Origin of the sequence: Azospirillum aestuarii (assembly GCF_016632405.1) — a bacterium.
In the GTDB taxonomy this organism is placed as follows: Bacteria; Pseudomonadota; Alphaproteobacteria; order Azospirillales; family Azospirillaceae; genus Azospirillum; species Azospirillum aestuarii.
The window spans coordinates 189,496-213,565 of the sequence record NZ_JAEPIV010000006.1 but is presented as its reverse complement, the minus strand read 5'-3'; the positions used below and the strand labels follow the sequence as shown (position 1 = coordinate 213,565).

Sequence of the window (24,070 nt, the reverse complement as noted above, 5' to 3'; positions counted from 1 at the left end):
GATCAGGCGCGCTCGGACCCCGGCGCGCCGGTGCTCCACAGCAGCCCCAGCACCACGCCCTTGCAGCGCGGCAGCAGGAGGCCGGTCAGCAACAGGGTCAGCAACGGCCAGATGGTGAGATGCACCCAGGTCGCCGGCTCGTAGCTCTGCTCGACCGACAGCACCGCCGGGATGACGATGTGGCCGACGATCAGGATGGTCATCCAGGGCGGGGCGTCGTCGGCGCGCAGATGGCCGAACGCCTCGCCGCAATGAGTGCAGTGGTCCACCGGCTTCAGGTAGTTCCTCAGCAGGCGCCCGCGTCCGCAGGCCGGGCAGTTGCCCATCAGCCCGCGCAGCGCCGCCGTCGTCTTCGACCGCGCGCCGTCTTCCGCCCCATCATTCACCGACCTGTCTTCCGCCGTCATGACCGTACCCCTGCGATCCGCTCCCCGAAGGGTCTCATATGGGGAGGGAGCGACCGATCGTCACGCCGTTCCGTCGTCCGCACTTCGGCGTTGCGCCGCGCGCAGGGCCTCGACGCGGCGGGCGATGTTCTCCAGCCGCATCTGAAGCTCATGGGCGCACAGCGCGTGTGCGGCGGCGCGGGCTTCGGCCTCGATGTCGGCGATGGCGGATTCGAGTGCTTGGAGTCGGGCTTGGAGTCGGGCGTCGCGCGGGTCTTCGCTCATCGGATTCCTGCTCCGGCAGTTGACGGACCGGCCCCTGGGCGTCTACGGGATGCACAAACCCCCTCCGGGAGCCTGGAGCCATGACGATCACCCGCCTGTTTCTCGCCGCCGCTACGGCCGCCGTCGCGCTGACCAGCGCCGCCGCCTTCGCCCAGACCAAGACCGTCGCGATCACGGCCATCGTCGAGCATCCGGCGCTGGACGCCACGCGCGACGGCGTGATCGAGGCGCTGAAGGCCGCTGGCTACACGCCGGGTGACACCCTGAAGGTCGAGTATCAGAGCGCCCAGGGCAACCCCGCGACCGCCGCGCAGATCGCGCGCCAGTTCGCCGGCGCCCGTCCGGACGTGATCGTTCCAATCTCCACCCCCTCGGCCCAGGCCGTCGTCGCCGCGACCCGCGACATTCCGGTGGTCTTCACCGCCGTGACCGATCCGGTCGGCGCGCAGCTCGTCAAGAGCCTGGAGAAGCCGGGCGCCAACGTGACCGGCGTGTCGGACATGGCCCCGGTGGCCGAGCATGTCGCGCTGATCCGCGAGATCGTGCCGTCGGTCAAGCGTCTGGGTGTCCTCTACAACGCCGGTGAGCCGAACTCCGTCTCGCTGGTCAAGGCGCTGAAGGACGAGGCCCAGAAGGCCGGGCTGACCGTGGTCGAGGCGACCGCCACCAAGTCCGCCGACGCCCAGCCCGCCGCCCGCAGCCTCGTCGGCAAGGTCGACGCGATCTATGTGCCGCTGGACAACACGGTCGTCTCGGCGCTGGAGAGCGTCGTGGCGGTCGGCCAGCAGGCCAAGCTGCCGGTCTTCTCCGCCGACACCGACAGCGTGGCGCGCGGCACGGTCGCCTCCATCGGCTTCGACTACCGTCAGGTCGGCCGCCAGACCGGCGAGGCCGTGGTCCGCATTCTGAAGGGCGAGAAGCCGGGCGACGTTCCGGTGACCTTCGCCAAGGGCACCGACCTGTTCGTGAATCCCAAGTCCGCCGCGGCGATGGGGGTGGCCATCCCCGAGGCGGTGATCCAGCGCGCGACCAAGGTGGTCGGGCAGTAAGTTGTATCGTTGAGGGGAGTGGTTGCGGAGGGTCCCCCCTCCCAACCCTCCCCCGCTTCGCAGGGGAGGGCTTTTCTCCTCCCCCTGCGCAGCGGGGGGAGGCCGGGAGGGGGGGCCGACTCGACACTCCCCAAGGACCAATCATGAGTGAAATCGCCTTCTTCGGGGCCGTCGAGATCGGGCTGGTGTACGCGCTGGTCGCCCTCGGCGTGTACCTGTCCTTCCGGGTGCTCGATTTCCCGGACCTGACGGTGGACGGCAGCTTCCCGCTAGGGGCCGCGGTCTGCGCCACGCTGCTGGTCGCCGGGGTCAACCCGTGGATCGCCAGCCTCGTCGCGGCGCTGGCCGGCTCGATGGCCGGGCTGGTCACGGCGACGCTGAACGTCCGCTTCAAGATCCTGCACCTGCTGGCCAGCATCCTGACCATGATCGCGCTGTTCTCGGTGAACCTGCGCGTGATGGGCCGCCCGAACGTGGCGCTGCTGATGCAGGACACTGTGCTGACGCCTTTCTACGGGCTGGGGCTGCCCGACCATGTGGTGCGGCCGCTGGTCGTGCTGGTGGTGGTGGTCGCCGTTGTCCTGCTGCTGTCCCGTTTCCTGAACAGCGAGTTCGGCCTCGCCATGCGGGCGACCGGCGTCAACGCCCGGATGGCCCGCGCCCAGGGGGTACAGACGGACTTCCACATCTACGCCGGCATGGCCCTGTCGAACGGGCTGTGCGCCCTGGCCGGGGCGCTGTTCGCCCAGACCAACGGCTTCGCCGACGTGACCACCGGCATCGGCACCATCGTCGTCGGTCTGGCCGCGGTGATCGTCGGCGAGACGGTGCTGCCGGCCCGCGCGATGCTGTGGGCGCTGGTCGGCTGCGTCGTCGGCTCCATCCTCTATCGTCTGGCGGTTCAGTTGGCCCTGTCGGCGGACGCCATCGGGCTCCAGGCCTCCGACCTCAACCTCGTCACCGCCGTCCTGGTCGCGGTGGCGCTGATCCTGCCGAGGATGCGGCTGAAAGCCGCGTCGAAGAAGAGGGAGGCCGTCCGATGATCACGGTCAACGGCATCCACGTCACCTTCGGGCGCGGAACCCCGCTGGAGAAGCACGCCCTGCGCGGCGTCGACCTGACGATCCCGGAAGGGCAGTTCGTCACCGTCATCGGCTCCAACGGCGCCGGCAAGTCCACCTTCCTGGGCGCGCTGGCCGGCGACGTGATTGCCGAGGAGGGCAGCATTGCCATCGACGGGGTGGACGTCACCCGCTGGGCGACGCCGAAGCGCGCCGCGCTGGTCGCCCGCGTCTTCCAGGACCCGATGGTCGGAAGCTGCACCGCGCTCACCATTGAGGAGAACATGGCGCTCGCCGCCGCCCGCGGACGCCGCCGCGGCCTGGGCTTCGCCCTGCGCGGCGACCGCCGCCGGCACTTCCGCGAGCGCATCGCGGAGCTGGGGCTGGGGCTGGAGAACCGGCTGCACGACCGCATGGGCCTGCTGTCCGGCGGGCAGCGGCAGGCGGTCAGCCTGCTGATGGCGACGCTCGCCGGGTCGAAGATCCTGCTGCTCGACGAGCACACGGCGGCGCTCGATCCCGGAACGGCGGAGTTCGTGCTCGGCCTGACCCGCCGCATCGTCGAGGAGAACCGGCTGACCACGCTGATGGTCACCCACTCCATGCGGCAGGCGCTGGACTACGGCGACCGCACGGTGATGCTGCACGAGGGGCGGATCGTGCTCGACGTGTCGGGCGAGCAGCGCGCCGGTCTGGACGTGCCGCATCTGCTGGCGCTGTTCGCCAAGCAGCGCGGCGGCGAGGACATCACCGACGACAGCCTGCTGATCGGCTGAGGCCGAGGGAGGGACCGCGCCCGGTCAGACGGTCTTGCGGTCCCGCTCCTTCTCCGGTTCCTCGCGGTCGGCCTCAAACAGGGCCTGAAGCTCGGCGGCGGCCTGGCGGGAGGTCTGGATCAGGCGGTTCTCGTCGTGATGGACGGCGTGCTGCCGGATCAGCGTGCGTTCGTCATGCTCGCGGAAGGTGTCCAGCGTGTGACGGGTCTCCTCCGGCGGCAGGCCCAGCGACTCCAGCACGCCGCCGGTCAGCCGCAAGCTGGAATCGTAGGTCTCGCGCACGAAATGCGTGACCCCGCGGTCCATCAGGAAATGGGCGTGGCGGCGGTTGCGAGCGCGGGCGTGGATGACGAGGTGCGGGAAATGGCGCGTAGCCAACTCGACCACGCGCAGCGACTGCTCCATGTCCTCCAGCGCCACCACCAGCACCTTGGCCTTGTCGGCCCCGGCGGCGCGCAGCAGGTCGAGCCGCGACGGGTCGCCGTAATAGACCTTGTTGCCGAAGCGCCGCACGACATCGACCTGCTCGGCGCTCTGTTCCAGCGCCGTGAAGGGGATGCCGCGCAGCCGTAGCACGCGGCCGACGATCTGCCCGACCCGGCCGAAGCCGCAGATCAGCACCGGCGGTTCCCCATCCGGCGCGATGGTGTCGTAGGGGCGGACCGGCTTCACGATCAGGCGCGGCGCCAGCCAGCGCTCCTCCGCCGCGAAGACGAAGGGGGTGGCGATCATCGACAGCGTGACCACCAGCATGGCCGTCGCCGCCTGCCCCCCGCTCATCGCCCCGACGCCGACGGCCAGCCCGAACAGCACGAAGCCGAATTCGCCGCCCTGGCTCAGCACCGTGGACAGCCGTACCGCCCCGCCGGGGCGCAGGCCGGACAGGCGGGCCAGCCCGAACAGCGCCGCCGCCTTCAGCGCCATCAACCCGAGCGCCAGCGAGAGATAGCGCACCGGCTCGGCCATCAGCGCCGCCACGTCGGCCCCCATGCCCACCGACACGAAGAACAGGCCGAGCAGCAGCCCCTCGAACGGCGCGATGTCCGCCTGCACCTCGTGCCGGTATTCCGAATCGGACAGCAGCACCCCGGCCATGAAGGCGCCGAGCGACATCGACAGCCCCGCCCAGGCGGCGAACAGGGCGGTGCCCAGCACGATCAGCAGGGCGGTGGCGGTGAAGATCTCCGGCGTCCGGGCGCCGTCCACGATGCGCAGCACCGGGCGCAGCAGATAGCGCCCGCCGGCCAGGATCGCCGCGACCGCGCCGCCGGCCTTCAGCACGGCCAGCCACGCTGTCCCGGCGTCGGGCACCTCCCCGGTGCCATGGCCGAGCAGGGGCAGCAGCGCCACCGCCGGGATGATGGCGAGGTCCTGGAACAGCAGGATGGAGAAGGCGCTGCGCCCGGCGTTGGTGGTCAGCAACTCCCGCTCCGCCAGCATGGGCAGCACCATGGCGGTGGAGGACAGCGAGAGGCCGAATCCGGTCACCGCGGCGGCGGCGGGGGTGAATCCCAGCAGGAAAATGGTGGCGGCCGCGATCACGATGGCGGTCACCGCGACCTGCGCGCCGCCGAGTCCCAGCACCGACCGGCGCATCACCCAGAGGCGGGCGGGGCGCAGCTCCAGCCCGATCAGGAACAGCAGCATGATGACGCCGAGTTCGGAGACGTGGCGGATCGCCTCGACGTCCGTCACGAGCCCGAGCCCGCCCGGCCCGATGGCCAGCCCCGCCGCGAGATAGCCGAGCGGCCCGCCGAAGCCGATCCGCTTGGCCACCGGAACCGCCAGGACCACGGCGGCCAGCAGCACCACCAACGTCACGAAATCCGGCATCGGTCCCGTCCCCTAAAGGCTTTGCCCCCACCCTAACCCTCCCCCGCTTCGCAGGGGAGGGAACTTAGGCCCTCCCCTGCGAAGCGGGGGAGGGAGGGGACCCACGAAGTGGGGAGGGTGGGGGCAAGCACGCCCCCTTACGACACCACGATCCGCGGCGCGGTCCGCGCCGGGCCCTGCTCGCCGGCGATCTTCTCCCACACGCGCTTGGCAATTCCGCGGTACACCTTCGCGTGCTCCGACTCGGGCTGCGACACCACGATGGGCTGGCCCTGGTCGGAGGTCTCGCGGATGTCGAGGTGCAGCGGGACCTCGCCGAGGAACTCCATGCCCAGGTCCGTGGCCTCCTTGCGGGCGCCGCCGTGGCTGAAGATGTCCGTGCGGTGGCCGCAGTTGGGGCAGCAGAAGTAGCTCATGTTCTCGATGATGCCGAGGACGGGGACGTCCACGCGGCGGAACATGTTCAGCCCCTTGCGGGCGTCCAACAGGGCGATGTCCTGCGGGGTGGAGACGATGATCGCCCCGGCCAGCGGCACCTGCTGCGCCATGGTGAGCTGGGCGTCGCCGGTGCCCGGCGGCATGTCCACCACCAGAACGTCCAGCGTGCCCCAGTTCACGTCGCGCAGCATTTGCTGGAGCGCGCTCATCACCATCGGGCCGCGCCAGATCATCGGCGTGTCCTCGGCGACCAGGAAGCCCATCGACATCACCTTGATGCCGTAATTCTCCATCGGCTCCAGGATGCGGCCGTCCTGGCTGGTCGGGCGGCCGGAGATGCCCAGCATGCGCGGCATGGACGGGCCGTAGATGTCGGCGTCCAGAAGCCCGACCTTCAGACCGTTCGCCGCCATGGCGAGCGCGAGGTTGCTGGCCGTGGTGGACTTGCCGACGCCGCCCTTGCCCGACGCGACGGCGACGATGGCCTTCACGCCCGGCACCAGCGGCTTCTGCTCCGCCGGCTGGCCGTGTGAGTGGCCGTGTGAGTGGCCGTGACCGCCATGGGAATGCCCCTGAGCCTGTCCGTGGCCCTGCTGCGGCGCCGCGCCCTGACCGGCGGGGCGGTGCGCCGTCAGGACCGCGGTGACCGACAGGACGCCCGGCAGGGCCTCCACCGCCTTCTCGGCGGCGTGGCGCACCGGCTCGGCCTGGGCGCCGCGCTTGGGGTCCACCTCGATCGAAAAAGCGACGTGCCCGTCACGCACGACAAGTCCGGACAACATGCCGAGGCTGACGACGTCCTTGCCCCGTTCCGGATCGACAACCGTCCTCAGAGCTTCAAGGACTTGAGCTTCGCTGACCTGCGCCATGGTTGAAAACTCCGCTTCCTTCCCGATATTGGCGGATATCCGTCGGTGAAATCCTTCCCCGAATGGGATGGGCACTATAGGGCCGGCGGACAATAATGGTAAAGGGATCGGACGGTCCGGAAACGATTTGTTTTCCGGAATTTCCGTCCCAAGAATTGAGAGAGCGCGAAGGGGAACGAACGGAATGCCGTGGAGCAATCAGGGAGGGGGCGGCGGTGGCGGCCCCTGGGGTCCTCCGCCGGGTGGTGGCGGTCAGAATCCGTGGGGCCGTCCGCCGGGTGGCAGTGGCGGTGGCGGTGGTGGTGGTGGCGGAGGGCCGCAGCCGCCGGACCTGGAGGATCTGCTGCGCCGCGGCCAGGACCGCCTGAAACGGGTGATGCCGGGTGGTGTCGGCAGTGGGCGGGGCATCGCGCTTGTCGTCGGCCTGTTGGCCGTGGTCTGGCTGGCCAGCGGCATCTACCGCGTCGAGGCGGACGAGCAGGGCGTCGTGCTGCGCTTCGGCCAGTGGGTGCGCACGGAACAGCCCGGTCTGCGCTATCACATGCCGTCGCCCATCGAAACGGTGCTGATGCCCAAGGTGACGCGCGTCAACCGGATCGAGGTCGGCTACCGCTCGGCCGGCGACGGCCGCCGCGGCGACCGCGACGTTCCCGACGAGTCGCTGATGCTGACCGGCGACGAGAACATCATCGACATCGACTTCACCGTCTTCTGGGTCATCAAGGACGCGGGCGAGTATCTGTTCAAGATCCGCGACCCCGAGGCCACCGTGAAGAAGGCGGCGGAAAGCGCGATGCGCGAGGTGATCGGCCGCACCGATCTGCAGCCCGCCCTGACCGAGGCCCGCCAGCAGATCGAAACCTCCACCCGCCAGCTCCTCCAGGCCATGCTGGACGACTATGAGGGTGGCATCGAGGTGACGCAGGTGCAGTTGCAGAAGGCCGACCCGCCGTCGCCCGTCATCGATGCCTTCAACGACGTGCAGCGCGCCCGCGCCGACCGCGAACGCGCCCGCAACGAGGCCGAGGCCTATCGGAACGACGTGATCCCGCGCGCCCGCGGCGACGCGGAACGGCTGATCCAGGAAGCGTCCGCCTACCGCGAGCAGGTCGTGAGCCTGGCCCAGGGTGACGCCGACCGCTTCCGCAAGGTCTACGACGCCTACTCGACCGCCAAGGACGTGACCGCCAAGCGCATGTATCTGGAAACCATGGAAGAGATCCTGAGCGGCGCCAACAAGGTCATCATCGACGGCAACGCCCAGGGCGCCCAGGGCGTGGTTCCCTATCTGCCGCTCGGCCAGCTCCAGCCGTCCGCCTCCGGTGCGGCGGCGCGGCCCGCCGGCCAGCAACCGGCCCGTTGAGGAGGGATGCCATGAACCGCAGTCTGTTGGTCGCCGGCATCGGCATCCTCGTGGCGGGCGTCCTCGCCTCGGCCTCGCTGTTCACGGTGAACGAAGCGCAGCAGGCGCTCGTCCTCCAGTTCGGCGACCCTGTGCGCGTCATCCGCGATCCCGGCCTCAAGGCCAAGATCCCCTTCATCCAGGAGGTGCGCATCCTCGACCGCCGCGTGCTCGACCTCGATCCACCGGTGGAGCAGGTCATCCTGGCCGACCAGAAGCGCCTGGACGTGGACGCCTTCGCGCGCTACCGCATCCTGGACCCGCTTCGCTTCTACCAGACCGCCGGCAACGAGGCGGTGGCCGAGACGCGTATGAACTCCATCGTGAACTCGGCGCTGCGCCGAGTTCTCGGCAGCGAAACCCTGCTCGCCATCCTGTCGGACGAGCGTCCGCGCGTGATGAACGACATCCGCGGGCAGGTGAACGACGAGGCGAAGCGATTCGGCATCGAGATCGTCGATGTCCGCATCCGCCGCGCCGACCTGCCGGAGGAGACCAGCCAGTCGATCTTCGCCCGCATGCGGTCGGAGCGTGAGCGCGAAGCCGCCGAGGCCCGCGCCCAGGGTCAGGAGCAGTCGCAGCAGATCCGCTCCCGTGCGGACCGCGAGCGCACCGTCATCCTGGCCGAAGCGCAGCGCGATTCGCAGATCCTGCGCGGTGAAGGCGACAACCAGGCGCTGAAGATGATCGCCGAGGCGACGTCGCAGGACCCGCAGTTCTACAGCTTCTACCGGACGCTCGAAGCCTACCGGAAGTCGCTGAACAAGGACGACACCACCATGGTGCTGTCCCCGACCGGCGAGTTCTTCCGCTACTTCGGTGACATCACCGGCGGCGGCAACGGCCAGCCGGCCCCGGCCTCGGGCAGCGGCCCGGCGCCGCAGCGGGCCCCGGCCCCGGCGACCGCCCAGCAGCAGTAAGACGTCGCGCTCGGCTTCCCCTTCCCCCTTGTCCCGGGGGAGGGGGTGGGGTGGGGGCTCCCGTTCTCCCACCCCAATTCTGTCTTCCCGCCCCGCATTCCTTCTCCGAAATGCCGCCCGACCGATGACGGATTTCCTCACCGCGCTGGCCTTGGTCCTGGTGATCGAGGGCGTGCTCTACGCACTGTTCCCGTCCGCGATGCGGCGGCTGATCGTCGAAGCGCTGACGATGCCGGAGAACCGGCTGCGCGCCGTCGGGCTGGCGACGGCGATGGCCGGGGTCGGATTCGTCTGGCTTCTGCGCGGCGCCTGACGCCCTTTGCCGCGTGCGCGTCGCTGGACCGCGCCGCCATTTTCCGGCCATACTCCGACTTCTATACTCGCGCGTCCTCCGTGGCGGATGGGACCCGTGCGCCTTTGCTTGAAGCGGTGACGCGCGGGGATTACATCCGGCACACGGATCGGTGAAGCGCCCCCCTCGGACCGCGATTCGCTTGAAACCGCGAGCCGATTGGAACAGATGGCCGATTGGAACAAGAAGGTGCCGGATGTCCGGCAGGGAGAGCTGAGTTGAACCCGAACCACCCCATCCACCGCGCCGATTTTGGCCGCCGGCTGCGCGTCGTGCCGCTGATCGCCGCTCTCCTGTTGGGGCTGTCCGCCGCCGCCGGCACCCCCGCCATGGCCCAGTCGCGCCCGGCGCCGACCAGCTTCGCCGATCTGTCGGAAAAGCTGCTGCCCGCCGTGGTCAACATCTCGACCAGCCAGGCGGTGGCGCAGCGCCAGCAGGGCGCCCGTCCCGAGATGCCGCAGTTCCCGCCGGGCTCGCCGTTCGAGGAGTTCTTCCGCGACTTCTTCGACCGCCAGCAGCAGGACCAGCCGCAGCAGCCGCGCAAGTCGACCTCGCTCGGCTCCGGCTTCATCATCGACGCCAAGAACGGCTACGTGGTCACCAACAACCACGTCATCCAGGACGCCGACGAGATCACCGTCATCCTGCAGGACGACACCAACATCAAGGCGGAGCTGATCGGCAAGGACCCGAAGACCGACGTCGCCCTGCTGAAGATCAACACGAACCACCCGCTGGTCGCCGTTCCCTTCGGCGATTCGGACGCCATGCGCGTGGGCGACTGGGTGCTGGCCATCGGCAACCCGTTCGGCCTGGGCGGCTCGGTCACCGCCGGCATCATCTCCGCCCGCCAGCGCGACATCAACGCCGGCCCTTACGACGACTTCCTGCAGACCGACGCCTCGATCAACCGCGGCAACTCCGGCGGCCCGATGTTCAACCTGAACGGCGAGGTCATCGGCATCAACACGGCGATCTTCTCGCCGTCGGGCGGCTCGGTCGGCATCGGCTTCGCCATCCCGTCCAACCTCGCCAAGCAGGTGGTCGCGCAGCTCCGCGAATACGGCAAGACGCGGCGCGGCTGGCTGGGCGTGCGCATCCAGGGCGTGACCCCGGAGATCGCCGAGAGCCTAGGCCTCCAGGGCCACAAGGGCGCGCTGGTCGCCTCGATCACCCCGAACGGTCCGGCGGCCAAGGCCGGCATCCAGGCGGGCGACGTGGTGACCAAGTTCGACGGCAAGGAAATCAACGAGATGCGCCGCCTGCCGCGCGTCGTCGCCGAGACGCCGATCGACAAGGCCGTCCCGGTCGAGGTGTGGCGCAAGGGCAAGTCGCAGCAGCTCCAGGTGAAGGTGGGCGAGCTTGAGGCCGCCGAGGAATCGGGCCTTCTCGCCGCCAATCCGGAGGAGCAGCGCCGCCAGCCGCAGCAGGCCCCGGCCCAGAAGCCGACCGAAACGCTCGGCCTGAAGCTGACCAACATCACCCCGGAGCTGCGCCAGCAGTTCGAGATCAAGCCCGAGCTGAAGGGCGTGGTGGTGACCGAGGTGGCGGGCAACTCCACAGCTTCGGAAAAGGGCATTCGCGCCGGCGACGTCATCATCGAGGTCGGCCAGGAGGAGGTCCGCAAGCCGGAGGACGTGACCGCCAAGATCCAGAAGGCCAAGGAGCAGGGCAAGAAGTCCATCCTGCTGCTGGTGGACCGTCACGGCGACCTGCGCTTCGTCGCCATCCCGCTCAGCCAGGGTTGATCAGAGATAGCGCTCCAACGAAAAGGGCATCGGCGGGAAACCGCCGGTGCCCTTTCTTTTCATCCGCCGCTTACGTCTCATCCATAGTGATAGCGGCAGGCCACGATCTCCAGGGTCTGATCCTGCCCCTGGCCGGTCACCCGATAGACCAGCCGATGGTCTCCGGTGATCCTGCGTGACCACCATCCGGACAGATTTCCGCGCAGTGGTTCGGGCTTTCCGATTCCTTTGAACGGGCTTTGCGCGGCGTCGCAGATCAATTCGTTGATCCGTTTCAGAACCGTCCGGTCGGTTTCCTGCCAATACAGGTAATCGTCCCATCCGTGGGGAGTGAACAGCAGCTTCATGCGTCGTCGAGGTCGCGCACGGCGCCCTGTCCGGCCTCCGCCTGGGCGATGGAATCAAGCAGGCGCGCGGCGTTCGCCGGGCTTCGGAGCAAATGCAGCGTCTCCTGCATGCTCTCGAACTCCTCCTCGGAAATCATGACGACGGAGCGGGCGTTCTGGCGGGTCACCACCAGAGGCGCGTGGGAATCGCAAACCTCATCCATGTAGCGGGCGAGATTCTGGCGCAGTTCCGAGTAGCTGACGTGGCCCATGGCATCCTCCATATCCTGTACAGATTTGCGTACAGGTAGCGTGCCCGTCAAGGGTTAGGGCGTCAGCCTTCCACGAACTCCCCGATCCGGTAGCCCTGTGCGAACAGCAGGGCGGTCAGGTCGCCATGGTCGACGCGGGCGCGGGCCTGGGCGGCCACGGTCGGCTTGGCATGGAAGGCGACGCCAAGCCCGGCAGCCAGCAGCATCGGCAGGTCGTTTGCGCCGTCGCCGACGGCCATGGTCTCGACGGTCGGGACGTGGCGCTCTCCGGCGTAGGCGAGCAGCGCCTCCAGCTTGCTGTCCTTGTCGAGGATCGGCTCCACGACCGCGCCGGTCATGACGCCGTCAACCACCTCAAGCACGTTGCCGCGGTCGTCGTCGAAGCCGACCCACTGGCGCACCCGCTCCGTGAAGCAGCGGAAGCCGCCGGAGACCAGCACGCAGGTCGCCCCGTTGGCGCGCATGGTGGAAACCAGCGTCCTGGCGCCCGGCATCAGGGTGGCGCGCTGCCACACCTCGTCGACGACGCTCTCGTTCAGGCCCTTCAGCAGGGCGACCCGCTCGCGCACCGCGTCCTTGAAGTCGATCTCGCCGTTCATGGCGCGGGCGGTGATCGCGGCGATGTGGTCCTTCAGCCCGACATAGTCGCCCAACTCGTCCAGCATCTCCTGCTCGATGATCGTCGATTCCATGTCGGCGACCAGCAGGCGCTTCTTCCGGTTGCCCGGCTTCTGGGCGATCACGTCGATGGCGAGGCCGTCCAGCGCAAGATTGGCCAGCGCGCGGCGGACGGCGGCTTCGGCCTGCTCGGGCACCAGCCCTTCCTCGGCGATGTCGCAGGCGCGGTCCGGCGCCAGCCAGTCCGGCTTGGCGGTGTCGGCGCCCAGCGCGGTCAGGGACGCGCGGGCGGCCTGCACGGCCTGCTCGTCGAGAACGGCGGAGGCGGCGGCGATCAGCGTAACGACAGCGCTCATGGCGGGGCGATCCTGGAAGAGCCGTGGGGAGGGGCGCGCGCGCTCCCTAGCACAGCCGGGACCCTCCGCCAACCCACTCCGCCAAGCGTCGTAGACATTACGCGCCGGGGACCCGGTCGCCTCCCGCCGTGTTTCCGCTCAAATCGCGGGAGGGTTCGTCCATGATCCAGCGGCCTGCCACCCTTCACACCCTGTCCATTCTCGCCTTCACCCTGGCACCTGCCTTGTTCTTGGCCGGCTGCGGCGCCGGGACCGACCTGGCGCAGCGCCCGCCGCCCGGCTATGTCGGCGACGTGGGGGCACGTGTCTCGGCGGTGGATTGGGCACAGGCCCGTCCCGTGACCGTGCAGTTGGACGAGTTCCGGTTCCAGCCCGACCGTCTGGCCTTCGAGCGGGGAACGCCCTACCGCCTGACGCTGGAGAACCGCGGGAGCGTCGCGCACACCTTCACGTCGGAAGGCTTCTTCAAGGCCATCGCGGTGCGGCGGGTCACCACCGCGCAAGGCGCCGTCGAGACGCCGGCCCTGGTGAATCTGGAGATTCCGGCCGGCCAGACCGATGTGGTGGAGTTCATTCCGGTCCAGGCCGGAACCTATGACCTAGCCTGCCACGAACCGCTGCACAGCGGCTTCGGGATGACCGGGACGATCACGGTTCGCTGAGGCCGTTCACCGGTCGGCCTTGCCAAGCCGAGCCTTCCCCTGCCATACGCTGTAACCGGAGGAACGTCAGGCAAGGCGACATGGCAGAGGACAGCCCGCGGAACCGGGATGGGCGGCACCGGCACGTGGTGGTGATCGGCGGCCCGACGGCGTCGGGCAAGTCGGGCATGGCGCTCGACATCGCCCTGGCGCGCAACGGCACGGTGATCAACGCCGACAGCATGCAGCTCTACGTCGAACTGGACGTGCTGACCGCCCGTCCGGGGGCGGAGGATCTGGCGCAGGCCCCGCACCGGCTCTACGGCGTGCTGCCAGCGGCGGAGCGCGGGTCTGCCGCGCGCTGGCGCGACATGGCGCTGGCAGAGATCGCCGAGGCCCACGCCGCCGGACGCCTGCCCATCGTCGTCGGCGGCACCGGCCTCTATCTGCGCACGCTCATGGAAGGGTTGAGCGCCGTCCCCGCGGTTCCGGACGAGGTCCGCAAGGCCGCACACGCCCGCCTGCGGGACCTGGGCGGCGAGGCCTTCCGCGAGGAGCTAGTGCGCCGCGACCCGGCCTCGGCCAAGCTGAACCCCGGCGACACCACCCGTCTGACCCGCGCCTGGGAAGTGCTGGAGGCCACCGGCCAACCGCTGTCCCACTGGCAGACCCAGCGGGCCGAGGGCGCACCCGAGGGGCTGGCCTTCTCCGTCCTGCTGCTCGACCCGCCGCGTGACGCGCTCTACGCCAATTGCGACCGCCGCTTCCGCGTGATGATGGGGTTGGGGGCGCTGGAGGAGGTGCGGCGTCTGGACGCGCTCGGCCTCGACCCCGACCTGCCGGCGATGAAGGCGCTGGGGGTGCCGGAACTGCGCGACCATCTGCGCGGCGCGCTGACGCTCGACGAAGCCATAGCGCTGGCTCAGCAATCCACGCGCCGCTACGCGAAGCGGCAGGTCACCTGGTTCCGCCACCAGCTCGCCAGCCGGCCTCCGGCCTCCGCGCTGCATGGCTGCCATACGATCAATTCGCTCTACGCAAGACCGCTTAGTGAAGCAATACTGACCTATCTTGAAACGACGTTGCGTCGTTGACCCTCAGGAGGATTGAAAGTGACGGTCGATTGGGGAAACGTGTTTGCCGGTCGCGTCGCCGGTATGGGAGCCTCGGAAATCCGGGAGCTGCTGAAGCTGCTCGAACGGCCGGAAATCATCTCCTTCGCCGGGGGCATCCCGGACCCCGATTTCTTCCCGACGGCGGCCATCGCCCGCGCCTATGAGAAGATCTTCCAGTCCAACGGCGGGGCCGGCGGCGCGCTCCAATACACCATCAGCGAGGGCTTCACGCCGCTGCGCGAATGGATCTGCGCCTACATGGACCGCCGCGGCATCCAGGCCGGTCTGGACGAGGTGCTGGTGACCAGCGGGTCGCAGCAGGCGCTGGAGTTCGTCGGCAAGCTGCTGATCGGGCCGGGCGAGAAGATCCTGGTGACCCGCCCGACCTATCTCGGCGCGCTCCAGGCCTTCTCGCCCTACGAGCCGCAGTATCTCTCCGTTCCCGGCGACGCCGAGGGGCCGGACTTGGCCGCGGTTGAGGCGGCGCTGGAGCAGAAGCCGAAGTTCTTCTACCTCGTCCCCGACTTCCAGAACCCCAACGGCACGACGATCTCGCTGGCCCGCCGCGAGGCGCTGCTGGACCTTTGCGCCAAGCACGGCGTGCCGATCGTCGAGGACGCCGCCTACACCGAGCTGCGCTACGAGGGCGAGGCGATCCCGTCCATCGCCGCGCTGGACGCCGCCCGCAACGGCGGCAAGATCACCAACGTGCTCTTCTGCGGCTCCTTCTCCAAGACGATGGTGCCGGCGCTGCGCGTGGGCTGGATCAACGGCCCGGCGGAGGTCGTCAACCGGCTGGTTCTGATGAAGCAGGCTGGCGATCTGCACACCAGCACCATCAACCAGATCGTGCTGCACGACGTGGTGTCGCAGAGCTTCGACAGCCACATCCGCCGCCTGCGCGCCGGCTACAAGGAGCGCCGCGACGCCATGCTGACCGCGCTGGCCGAGTTCGCGCCGGCCGGGGTGACCTGGACCAAGCCGGACGGCGGCATGTTCGTCTGGATCGAACTGCCGGAGGGCACCGACGGGGTGGACCTGCTGGCCCGCGCCATCAAGGACGCCAACGTCGCCTTCGTCCCCGGCTCGGCCTTCCACGCCGACCGGTCGGGGAAGAACACGCTGCGCCTCAGCTTCTCCAACAACAACCCGGAGCGCATCCGCGAAGGCATCCGCCGCCTCTGCGGCCTGCTCCAGACCGTCGCGGCGTAACCTCTGCCGCTTCTTGCGCAACGGCCTGCCTCCGCACCCGCGGGGCAGGCCGTTCGCGTTTGAAGACGGCTTTGCGGGGAGGGCGGTCCTTCCAGCTTGCGAAATATTTGGAAAAACTGCGGCAAAAAATCTTTTCGATCATTCGCAAAATGGGTTGACCGGTGACCGGCGGATTGTCTAGTTTGCCGGTCCCGGCCTTCGCCTTTGGGGATAACCCCTTGTTTTCCCAGCAGGCCATCGCCGGGGTTTGAGAAGGAACAGGGCCGCCCGTGAAAAGAGGGGCCCCCATTGGAAGGTCGTGAGCTATGCCCGAACAGAAGCTGACCGGCGCGCAGATCGTCATCAAGGCCCTGAAGGACCAGGGCGTCGACATCATCTTCGGTTATCCGGGCGGCGCGGTACTTCCGATCTACGACGCCATCTTCCAGCAGAACGACATCAGGCACATCCTCGTCCGGCATGAGCAGGCCGCCGTGCACGCCGCGGAAGGCTACGCCCGCTCCACCGGCAAGGTGGGCTGCGTGCTGGTGACCTCCGGCCCCGGCGCGACCAACGCCGTGACGGGCCTGCTCGACGCGCTGTGCGACAGCATTCCGCTGGTCTGCCTGTCCGGGCAGGTGCCGACCCACCTGATCGGCAACGACGCCTTCCAGGAGGCCGACACCACCGGCATCACGCGCCCCTGCACCAAGCACAATTACCTGGTGAAGGACGTCAACCAGCTCGCCCGCACCATGCACGAGGCCTTCTACGTGGCGCGCAGCGGCCGCCCCGGCCCGGTGCTGGTCGACATCCCGAAGGACGTGCAGTTCGCCGACGGCACCTACGTCCCGCCGACCGAGGTGAAGCACAAGACCTACCGCCCGCAGGTGAAGCCCGAGATCGCCCGCGTGGAGGAGGCCATCGAGCTGATCGCCACCGCCAAGCGCCCGATCTTCTACACCGGCGGCGGCGTGGTGAATGCCGGCCCGATCGCGGCCAAGCTGCTGACCCAGTTCGTGAAGATGACCGGCTTCCCGATCACCTCGACCCTGATGGGGCTGGGCGCCTTCCCGGCGTCGGACCCGCAGTGGCTGGGCATGCTGGGCATGCACGGCACGTACGAGGCGAACCTCGCCATGTACAACTGCGACGTCATGATCAACATCGGCGCCCGCTTCGACGACCGCGTGACCGGCAAGCTGTCGGAGTTCGCGCCGGGATCGAAGAAGATCCACGTCGACATCGACCCCAGCTCGATCAACAAGAACGTCGCGGTGGACATCCCCATCGTCGGTGACGCCGGCGCCGTTCTGGAAGACATGATCCGCATTTGGAAGGCCCGCCAGAAGCGCGCGGACCAGACCGCGCTGAAGGAGTGGTGGGGTCAGGTCGAGGGCTGGCGCGCCCGCAACTGCCTGAATTACAACCGCACCGAGGCGGTCATCAAGCCGCAGTACGCGCTGGAGCGGCTGCGCGAGGCGCTGCGCGGCAAGAACCACTATGTGACGACCGAGGTCGGCCAGCACCAGATGTGGGCCGCCCAGTTCCTGCCCTTCGACGAGCCGAACCGCTGGATGACCTCCGGCGGCCTGGGCACCATGGGCTATGGCCTGCCGGCGGCCATCGGCGCGCAGCTCGCCCACCCCGACGCCATCGTCGTGGACGTGTCGGGCGAGGCGTCCTTCCTGATGAACATGCAGGAGATCGGCACGGCGGTGCAGTACCGCGCCCCCGTCAAGATCTTCATCCTGAACAACAAGTACATGGGCATGGTGCGCCAGTGGCAGGAGCTGCTGCACGGCTCCCGCTACTCCAACAGCTACTCCGAGGCGCTGCCCGACTTCGTGAAGCTGGCGGAAAGCTGGGGCTGCGTCGGCCTGCGCGCGACCACGGTGGCCGAGGTGGACGAGGTCATCGAGAAGATGCTGGCCGTCACCGACCGCCCCTGCATCATCGACATCGCCGTGGACCCGAAGGAAAACTGCTTCCCGATGATCCCCGGCGGCAAGGCCCACAACGAAATCCTGTTCGGTCCGGAGGACAGCCCGTCCGACGCCACGCCGGAAGACGGCATGGTGCTGGTCTGATCGCGGCGACCAAGACGAACGGTTGAAGGCCCTCTGGCGGAGTACGGATCGTGGAAGAGAAGATCGAAAAGCACACCATCGCCGTGCTGGTGGACAACGAGCCGGGCGTGCTGGCCCGCGTCATCGGCCTGTTCTCGGGCCGCGGCTACAACATCGAAAGCCTGACGGTGGCGGAGGTGAACAACGCCGACCACCTGTCGCGCATCACGCTGGTCACCTCCGGCACCCGCATGGTGGTGGAGCAGATCAAGGCCCAGCTCGACCGGCTAGTGCCGGTGCACAAGGTGCACGACCTGACGGACGAGGGGCCGTCGGTGGAGCGCGAACTGGCGCTGGTCAAGGTGGCCGGCACCGGCGACCGCCGCATCGAGGCGCTGCGTCTGGCCGACATCTTCAAGGCGAAGGTCGTGGACGCCACCCTGACCTCCTTCGTGTTCGAACTGACCGGCACGACGGCGGAGGTCGACGACTTCGTTGGGCTGATGGCCCAGCTCGGCCTCGTCGAGGCCAGCCGGACCGGCGTCGTCGCCATGTCGAAGGGAGCCACCGGGTTCTGATCCCGGTCTCATGACGGCCAGGGATGATGGGGGGACAACCCAGCCCGCCGTCCTTTATCAGTCTATCGAACAGTGTTCTGCTTGACGCGGCCCTTTCGCCGGTGGAGTAATTCCGCTGCGCAAAACTCGCACCACCAGATCGAAAAATCCAAGGAAGACCACCATGCGCGTCTATTATGATCGTGATGCCGACGTGAACCTGATCAAGGGGAAGAAGGTCGTCATCGTCGGCTACGGCAGCCAGGGCCACGCCCACGCCAACAACCTGCGTGACAGCGGTGTGAAGGACGTGCGCATCGCCCTCCGCCCGGGTTCGGCCACCATCAAGAAGGCCGAGGCCGCCGGCTTCACGGTCATGGCTCCGGGCGAGGCCGCCGCCTGGGCCGACGTGGTGATGATCCTCACCCCCGACGAGTTGCAGGCCGACCTGTACCGCGACGACCTCGCCAAGAACCTGAAGGAAGGCGCCGCGCTCGCCTTCGCGCACGGCCTGAACGTGCACTTCAACCTGATCGAGCCGCGCGCCGACCTCGACGTGTTCATGATCGCGCCGAAGGGCCCGGGCCACACCGTCCGCGGCGAGTACCAGCGCGGCGGCGGCGTGCCCTGCCTCGTGGCCGTGCACCAGAACGCTTCGGGCAACGGGCTGGACATCGCCCTGTCCTACGCCTCGGCCATCGGCGGCGGCCGCGCCGGCATCATCGAGACGACCTTCAAGGAAGAGTGCGAGACCGACCTGTTCGGCGAGCAGGCCGTGCTCTGCGGTGGCCTGACCGAGTTGATCAAGGCCGGCTACGAGACGCTGACCGAGGCCGGCTACGCCCCGGAGATGGCCTATTTCGAGTGCCTGCACGAGGTGAAGCTGATCGTCGACCTCATGTATGAGGGCGGCATGGCCAACATGCGCTACTCGATCTCCAACACCGCCGAGTACGGCGACTACAAGACCGGCCCGCGCATCATCACCCCGGAGACCAAGGCCGAGATGAAGCGCGTCCTGGAGGACATCCAGACCGGCCGCTTCGTCCGCGACTGGATGCTGGAGTGCAAGGCCGGCCAGCCGTCCTTCAAGGCGACCCGCCGCCGCAACGCCGAGCATTCGATCGAGCAGGTCGGCGAGAAGCTGCGCGCCATGATGCCCTGGATCGCCGAGCGCCGTCTGGTCGACAAGTCCAAGAACTAATCGGTTCCTGGATCAAGAAACGGGAAAGCGCGCCGCGAGGCGCGCTTTCTTCGTTTTGGGGAGTTCTGCATTGGTTTGCCCCCACCCCGGCCCTCCCCCGCTGTGCAGGGGAGGGAGACTATGCGAAGTGGCGGCAGTTCCCTCCCCTGCGTCAGCGGGGGAGGGTTAGGGTGGGGGCAAACGCCGCAGCACGCTCACACATCCCCCCGCGACCGGTCCGCCTTCGGCCGCTCGTCGAGAAGCGGCCGGCCGGTGTGCACGAAATGCACCACCTCGGCGATGTTGGTCGCGTGGTCGCCGATGCGCTCCAGGCTCTTGGCGATGAACAGCAGGTGCATGTGGGCGGTGAACATCTCCGGCAGGCGGGCCGCCGACCGGTTGATGCTCTCGCACAGGCTGGTGTAGAGCGCGTCCACTTCGTCGTCGGTGCGCCAGACGCGCAGCGCCAGCTCGACGTCGCCGTCGACATAGGCGTCCACCGCCGTGGTCAGGCGCTGGCGCACCAGGCGGCCCAGATTGGGCAGTGTGCTCATCGCCGGGGATTCGGGGAATTCCGCCACGGAGACGGCGCGGCGGGCGGTGTTGGCGGCGTGGTCGCCGACGCGCTCCAGATTGCCGGCGATCTTCAGGGCGGCGATCACCTCGCGCAGGTCGTCGGCCACCGGCTGGCGCAGCACCAGCATGCGCATGCAGTTCGCCTCGATCTCATGCTCGTAGCTGTCGAGCCGCGCGTCGGACTCCACGATGGCGCGGGCCTGCTCCGGGTTGCGCTGGGTCAGGCAGGTCAGCGCGCCGTCCAGCTGGGTTTCCGCGGCGCCCGCCATCTGCACGATGCTGGCCTTCAGCCGCTTCATGGCGTCTTCGAAGGCGGTGACGATGTGCGGGGCGGGGTGCTTCATGGGTGCGGGCCTTGTCGGTATCGGTGCGGCGGACGGCCGGGAACGTTACCGTTTCGCGGCCCCACAGGCCAGCCTTCTTCCCACTGGTCGATGCGGCGGGCGCGGCATGGGAACGGTTGATTTCGCATCTGCGAAATGGCAAGAGTCCGCCCCTCCTACCCCTTATGACCAAGCACGGACGACGACCCTCATGATCGAACGCCGTTTCGAACAGATCATCTTCGCCAGCCGCTGGCTGCTCGCCCCCTTCTATCTGGGGCTCGTCGTGTCGCTGGTGCTCCTGCTGGCGAAGTTCATGCAGGAAATCTTCCATATCGTCCCGCATGTGCTGGAGATGCAGGAAAAGGACGTGCTTCTGGCCGTGCTGACCCTGATCGACCTGTCGCTGGCCGGCAACCTGCTGCTGATGGTGATCTTTTCGGGATACGAGAACTTCGTGTCCAAGATCGACGTGGCCGACCACAAGGACCGCCCGGACTGGATGGGCAAGGTCGATTTCGGCGGGCTGAAGCTGAAGCTGATCGCCTCCATCGTGGCGATCTCCGGCATCCACCTGCTGAAAAGCTTCATGAACATCGACAACACCAGCAAGGAGAACCTGATGTGGATGGTCATCGTCCACATGACCTTCGTGGTGTCGGGCGTGCTGCTGGCCCTGATGGACCGGCTGGAGGGCAGCCATCACGGAGCGCACGGCAAGGCTGCCGCCGTGGCGAAATCCGATCATCATTGAGGGCGCCGAAGCGGTTTCAAACCCGACACAAAGCCATTGCGGCGGGTTGGGAATCAGCCTAAGGATACCCCCGACGCGAGCGGGGCGGTTGGCCGAACGCCGGAGGTTTCCGCCTCCTGTTGACGGAAAATTAACCCTGACGCGGCAGTGTGGCGAGCACCGGAGGACGGCGTTCCGCCAGGACTTCGGGGACTGGACATTCCGCCGGGACCGGCCTTGCCTCAAGGACCGTCTCCCATCGACCAGAGCGCCGGACCGGCGTCGGCACCCGCCCCACGGGCGCCGGCAACAGGGTTCGGCAAGGCGTGCCGGCTGCACTCTCCGCTTGAGCGCGAAGGGGCATTCGTCTATGGAACCGTTGGCGGGCGTGGCCCTCCGCACCGGAGCGGGCACATCGCCGGCAAGGCCGTCTCAACCGCAATGAAGAGTTAGTCGGGTCCATGCTTTCCAAACTCCTCGGCGTGCTTTCCGCCGACATGGCGATCGATTTGGGGACGGCCAACACCCTGGTCTATGTCAAGGGCCGCGGCATCGTTCTGAACGAACCCTCGGTCGTGGCGATCGCCAACGTCCGCGGCAAGAAGCAGGTGCTGGCCGTCGGCGACGAGGCGAAGATGATGCTGGGCCGCACGCCCGGCAACATCCAGGCCATCCGCCCCCTCCGCGACGGCGTCATCGCCGACTTCGAAGTCGCCGAGGAGATGATCAAGCACTTCATCCGCAAGGTGCACAACCGGCGCAGCTTCGCCAGCCCGCAGGTCATCATCTGCGTGCCGTCGGGTTCCACCGCCGTGGAGCGCCGCGCGATCCAGGAATCGGCGGAGGCCGCCGGCGCCCGCCGCGTCTTCCTGATCGAGGAGCCGATGGCCGCCGCGATCGGCGCCGGGCTTCCGGTGACGGAGCCGACCGGCTCCATGGTCGTGGACATCGGCGGCGGCACCACCGAGGTGGCCGTGCTGTCGCTGGGCGGCATCGTCTATTCCCGCTCGGTCCGCGTGGGCGGCGACAAGATGGACGAGGCCATCATCGGCTACATCCGCCGCACCCACAATCTGCTGGTCGGTGAAGGCTCGGCGGAGCGGATCAAGAAGGAAATCGGCTCGGCCTGCCCGCCGGAAGACGGCGAGGGCCGCATCCTGGAGATCAAGGGCCGCGACCTGATGAACGGCGTGCCCAAGGAACTCATCATCTCCGAGCGGCAGATCGCCGAGTCCCTGGCGGAGCCGGTGTCGGCCATCGTCGAGGCGGTGAAGGTGGCGCTGGAGCACACGGCGCCGGAACTGGCCGCCGACATCGTCGACAAGGGCATCGTGCTGACCGGCGGCGGCGCCCTGCTGGGCAACCTGGACTTCGTCCTGCGCCACGCCACCGGCCTGCCGGTGTCGATCGCCGACGATCCGCTGTCCTGCGTCGCGCTGGGCACCGGGCGGGCGCTGGAGGAGATGAAGACGCTGCGAAACGTCTTGGTCAGCGCCTACTGATTGGTGTATTGCTCGCTTGGGTTCCCCCGGTGGTACGTCCATTTGCCGGCGTAGCCGGGGGCGGATCGCGTACCTGGACGGGATGATCCTGTGAAGCCTCGCAATTCCGGTTCCGTCGTGCGCCTTGCCGCCCCCCTGCGGGCGCTCGCCCAGCGCTTCTCCTTCCTTCTGCTGGTGCTCGCCTCCGTCGCGCTGATGATGGTGGGCCGGATCGACGCGCTGTCGGTGGACAGCGCGCGCGCGCGGGTGACCGACGCCTTCGCACCGATCCTCGACGCGATCTCGCGCCCCGCCGCCACCGCCGCCCACGTCGTGGAGTCGGTGGTCGAGGTCCAGAACGCCTTCGAGGAAAACCAGCGGCTGAAGGCGGAGAACGCGCGGCTGCTGCAGTGGAAGCAGGCGGCGCTGCGGCTGGAGGCGGAGAACATCAGCCTCCGTTCGCTGCTGAAGGCGACGCCGGAGCCGTCCTCCTCCTTCATCACGGCGCGCGTCATCGCCGCTCCGGGCAGTTCCTTCCTGCGCACGCTGGTGGTCACCGCCGGCCGCCGGGACGGGGTGCGCAAGGGGCAGGCGGCGGTCGCCGGCAGCGGGCTGGTCGGCCGGGTGGTCGAGGTCGGGGAGTGGTCGGCCCGCGTCCTTCTGCTGACCGACATCAACACGCGCATTCCCGTGGTTCTGGAGCGCTCGCGCCAGCGGGCGGTGATGGCGGGCGACAATTCCGACCAGACCCGGCTGCTCTACCTGCCACCGGAAGCGCCGGTCCAGGTGGGCGAGCGGGTGGTGACCTCCGGTCACGGCGGGCAGTTTCCGCCGGGCCTGCCGGTGGGCGTGGTGTCCTCGGCCGGTGAACGCGGCGTCCGGGTTCAGCCGAACGTCGATCTGTCGCGGGTCGAGCATCTGCAACTGGTCGAGTTCAGCCTGCCGGGAAGCGAGGCGGAACCGTCATCCGAAGCGAAATGACGCTGACCTTGTGGCAGCGGCTGGACAAAACGGGGCGGAATCTCGCGCCCTTCGCGGTGACGGTCATGCTGGCGCTGGGCGGGATGGTTCCGGTGCCGCTGCCCGGCTATGCGTCGGTGGCGCCTTTCCTGACCGCCATCGCCGTCTATTATTGGGCGATCCATAGGCCCGACCTGATGGGGCCGGGCACCGCCTTCCTGATCGGGCTGCTGCAGGACCTGCTGACCGGCGGACCGCTGGGGGTGAACGCGCTGGTGCTGGTGCTGGTCCACTGGGCGGTGTCCAGCCAGCGGCGGGTGCTGGCGTCGAGCACCTTCGCCCTGATGTGGTTCGGCTTCGGGCTGGTCATGATGGGTGTGGCCTGCATCCAGTGGCTGGCCTTTGCGGCGCTTCAGGCGTCGGTTCTGCCGTTCCGGCCGGCGCTGTTCCAGGCGCTGCTGACCATGGCCTTCTTTCCGGCGGTCGCCTGGATGCTGATCCGCGTCCACCGGGCGTTTCTGCAGGGTTAGCCGGCAGGGATGAGGCGGCG

General features: G+C 68.4%; 25 protein-coding genes. 17 read left to right on the top strand and 8 right to left on the bottom strand.

Annotated elements, in window-relative coordinates; all coding sequences use genetic code 11:
• Window positions 1–2: 2 nt before the first annotated feature.
• Window positions 3–407, bottom strand: coding sequence for a DUF983 domain-containing protein (locus JJL56_RS14645; RefSeq protein WP_145625623.1), 405 nt, complete (start codon window positions 405–407; stop codon window positions 3–5).
• 60 nt (window positions 408–467) lie between these two features.
• On the bottom strand, window positions 468–671 hold the full coding sequence (locus JJL56_RS14640) for a hypothetical protein (protein WP_145625624.1): 204 nt from the start codon (window positions 669–671) through the stop codon (window positions 468–470).
• 80 nt (window positions 672–751) lie between these two features.
• On the opposite strand from JJL56_RS14640, the gene JJL56_RS14635 reads away from it, so the two are divergent.
• The 3 genes from JJL56_RS14635 to JJL56_RS14625 all read left to right on the top strand — a co-directional run bounded on the left by JJL56_RS14635 (window position 752) and on the right by JJL56_RS14625 (window position 3,557).
• Window positions 752–1,720, top strand: a complete 969-nt coding sequence (locus JJL56_RS14635; RefSeq protein ID WP_200485495.1) for an ABC transporter substrate-binding protein — start codon at window positions 752–754, stop codon at window positions 1,718–1,720.
• A gap of 143 nt (window positions 1,721–1,863) precedes the next feature.
• Window positions 1,864–2,763: an ABC transporter permease gene (locus JJL56_RS14630; protein WP_200485494.1), complete on the top strand. Its 900-nt coding sequence runs from the start codon at window positions 1,864–1,866 to the stop codon at window positions 2,761–2,763.
• A complete protein-coding gene (locus JJL56_RS14625; RefSeq protein WP_145625627.1) occupies window positions 2,760–3,557 on the top strand; it encodes an ABC transporter ATP-binding protein in 798 nt (265 codons plus the stop codon). The genes JJL56_RS14630 and JJL56_RS14625 overlap by 4 nt, the downstream gene beginning before the upstream one ends.
• A 24-nt stretch (window positions 3,558–3,581) precedes the next feature.
• Here the strand turns inward: JJL56_RS14625 and JJL56_RS14620 are convergent, their stop codons facing one another.
• Together JJL56_RS14620 and apbC are read right to left on the bottom strand one after the other, a co-directional pair.
• Window positions 3,582–5,390, bottom strand: coding sequence for a monovalent cation:proton antiporter-2 (CPA2) family protein (locus JJL56_RS14620; RefSeq protein WP_145625628.1), 1,809 nt, complete (start codon window positions 5,388–5,390; stop codon window positions 3,582–3,584).
• Window positions 5,391–5,527: 137 nt separating this feature from the next.
• Window positions 5,528–6,697 carry an iron-sulfur cluster carrier protein ApbC gene (gene apbC, locus JJL56_RS14615; protein ID WP_145625629.1) on the bottom strand — a complete coding sequence of 390 codons (1,170 nt, stop codon included), beginning with the start codon at window positions 6,695–6,697 and terminating at the stop codon, window positions 5,528–5,530.
• Between the two features lie 184 nt (window positions 6,698–6,881).
• On the opposite strand from apbC, the gene hflK reads away from it, so the two are divergent.
• The 4 genes from hflK to JJL56_RS14595 all read left to right on the top strand — a co-directional run bounded on the left by hflK (window position 6,882) and on the right by JJL56_RS14595 (window position 11,119).
• The gene (gene hflK, locus JJL56_RS14610; protein ID WP_200485493.1) at window positions 6,882–8,060 is read left to right on the top strand and encodes an FtsH protease activity modulator HflK; all 1,179 of its coding nucleotides are present in this window, start codon (window positions 6,882–6,884) and stop codon (window positions 8,058–8,060) included.
• Window positions 8,061–8,071: 11 nt separating this feature from the next.
• Window positions 8,072–9,019 (top strand): protease modulator HflC, encoded by a 948-nt coding sequence (gene hflC / locus JJL56_RS14605; RefSeq protein ID WP_145625631.1) that lies wholly within the window; start codon window positions 8,072–8,074, stop codon window positions 9,017–9,019.
• A gap of 124 nt (window positions 9,020–9,143) precedes the next feature.
• A complete protein-coding gene (locus JJL56_RS14600; RefSeq protein WP_145625632.1) occupies window positions 9,144–9,332 on the top strand; it encodes a DUF2065 domain-containing protein in 189 nt (62 codons plus the stop codon).
• 257 nt (window positions 9,333–9,589) lie between these two features.
• The gene (locus tag JJL56_RS14595) at window positions 9,590–11,119 is read left to right on the top strand and encodes a DegQ family serine endoprotease (RefSeq protein WP_200485492.1); all 1,530 of its coding nucleotides are present in this window, start codon (window positions 9,590–9,592) and stop codon (window positions 11,117–11,119) included.
• Window positions 11,120–11,196: 77 nt separating this feature from the next.
• Here the strand turns inward: JJL56_RS14595 and JJL56_RS14590 are convergent, their stop codons facing one another.
• From JJL56_RS14590 to serB, 3 genes are all read right to left on the bottom strand, one after another.
• Window positions 11,197–11,466 carry a Txe/YoeB family addiction module toxin gene (locus tag JJL56_RS14590; protein ID WP_200485491.1) on the bottom strand — a complete coding sequence of 90 codons (270 nt, stop codon included), beginning with the start codon at window positions 11,464–11,466 and terminating at the stop codon, window positions 11,197–11,199.
• Window positions 11,463–11,717: a type II toxin-antitoxin system Phd/YefM family antitoxin gene (locus JJL56_RS14585; protein ID WP_145625635.1), complete on the bottom strand. Its 255-nt coding sequence runs from the start codon at window positions 11,715–11,717 to the stop codon at window positions 11,463–11,465. The genes JJL56_RS14590 and JJL56_RS14585 overlap by 4 nt, the downstream gene beginning before the upstream one ends.
• Before the next feature lie 62 nt (window positions 11,718–11,779).
• Complete coding sequence (serB, locus tag JJL56_RS14580; RefSeq protein WP_200485490.1) at window positions 11,780–12,691, bottom strand: phosphoserine phosphatase SerB; 912 nt, start codon at window positions 12,689–12,691, stop codon at window positions 11,780–11,782.
• Between the two features lie 161 nt (window positions 12,692–12,852).
• Here serB and JJL56_RS14575 point away from each other — a divergent pair, with 161 nt between their 5' ends.
• From JJL56_RS14575 to ilvC, 6 genes are all read left to right on the top strand, one after another.
• The gene (locus tag JJL56_RS14575) at window positions 12,853–13,353 is read left to right on the top strand and encodes a cupredoxin domain-containing protein (RefSeq protein ID WP_145625637.1); all 501 of its coding nucleotides are present in this window, start codon (window positions 12,853–12,855) and stop codon (window positions 13,351–13,353) included.
• An 80-nt stretch (window positions 13,354–13,433) separates the two neighbouring features.
• Window positions 13,434–14,426 carry a tRNA (adenosine(37)-N6)-dimethylallyltransferase MiaA gene (gene miaA, locus JJL56_RS14570; protein ID WP_200485489.1) on the top strand — a complete coding sequence of 331 codons (993 nt, stop codon included), beginning with the start codon at window positions 13,434–13,436 and terminating at the stop codon, window positions 14,424–14,426.
• 18 nt (window positions 14,427–14,444) lie between these two features.
• Window positions 14,445–15,659 (top strand): aminotransferase class I/II-fold pyridoxal phosphate-dependent enzyme, encoded by a 1,215-nt coding sequence (locus tag JJL56_RS14565; RefSeq protein WP_200485488.1) that lies wholly within the window; start codon window positions 14,445–14,447, stop codon window positions 15,657–15,659.
• Window positions 15,660–15,964: 305 nt separating this feature from the next.
• Complete coding sequence (locus JJL56_RS14560) at window positions 15,965–17,728, top strand: acetolactate synthase 3 large subunit (protein WP_200485487.1); 1,764 nt, start codon at window positions 15,965–15,967, stop codon at window positions 17,726–17,728.
• A 50-nt stretch (window positions 17,729–17,778) separates the two neighbouring features.
• Entirely contained in the window at window positions 17,779–18,285 is a 507-nt protein-coding gene (gene ilvN, locus JJL56_RS14555) for an acetolactate synthase small subunit (RefSeq protein ID WP_114861385.1), read from the top strand.
• A gap of 163 nt (window positions 18,286–18,448) precedes the next feature.
• The gene (ilvC, locus tag JJL56_RS14550; RefSeq protein WP_014239996.1) at window positions 18,449–19,468 is read left to right on the top strand and encodes a ketol-acid reductoisomerase; all 1,020 of its coding nucleotides are present in this window, start codon (window positions 18,449–18,451) and stop codon (window positions 19,466–19,468) included.
• A gap of 194 nt (window positions 19,469–19,662) precedes the next feature.
• Here the strand turns inward: ilvC and phoU are convergent, their stop codons facing one another.
• On the bottom strand, window positions 19,663–20,367 hold the full coding sequence (gene phoU, locus JJL56_RS14545) for a phosphate signaling complex protein PhoU (RefSeq protein WP_145625641.1): 705 nt from the start codon (window positions 20,365–20,367) through the stop codon (window positions 19,663–19,665).
• A gap of 190 nt (window positions 20,368–20,557) precedes the next feature.
• On the opposite strand from phoU, the gene JJL56_RS14540 reads away from it, so the two are divergent.
• The 4 genes from JJL56_RS14540 (at window position 20,558) to mreD (ending at window position 24,050) form a co-directional block, all read left to right on the top strand.
• Window positions 20,558–21,100, top strand: a complete 543-nt coding sequence (locus JJL56_RS14540; protein WP_145625642.1) for a TIGR00645 family protein — start codon at window positions 20,558–20,560, stop codon at window positions 21,098–21,100.
• Between the two features lie 440 nt (window positions 21,101–21,540).
• A complete protein-coding gene (locus JJL56_RS14535; protein ID WP_014240000.1) occupies window positions 21,541–22,581 on the top strand; it encodes a rod shape-determining protein in 1,041 nt (346 codons plus the stop codon).
• Between the two features lie 90 nt (window positions 22,582–22,671).
• Window positions 22,672–23,541: a rod shape-determining protein MreC gene (mreC, locus tag JJL56_RS14530; protein WP_145625643.1), complete on the top strand. Its 870-nt coding sequence runs from the start codon at window positions 22,672–22,674 to the stop codon at window positions 23,539–23,541.
• Window positions 23,538–24,050, top strand: a complete 513-nt coding sequence (gene mreD, locus JJL56_RS14525; RefSeq protein WP_145625644.1) for a rod shape-determining protein MreD — start codon at window positions 23,538–23,540, stop codon at window positions 24,048–24,050. The genes mreC and mreD overlap by 4 nt, the downstream gene beginning before the upstream one ends.
• Window positions 24,051–24,070: the final 20 nt, after the last annotated feature.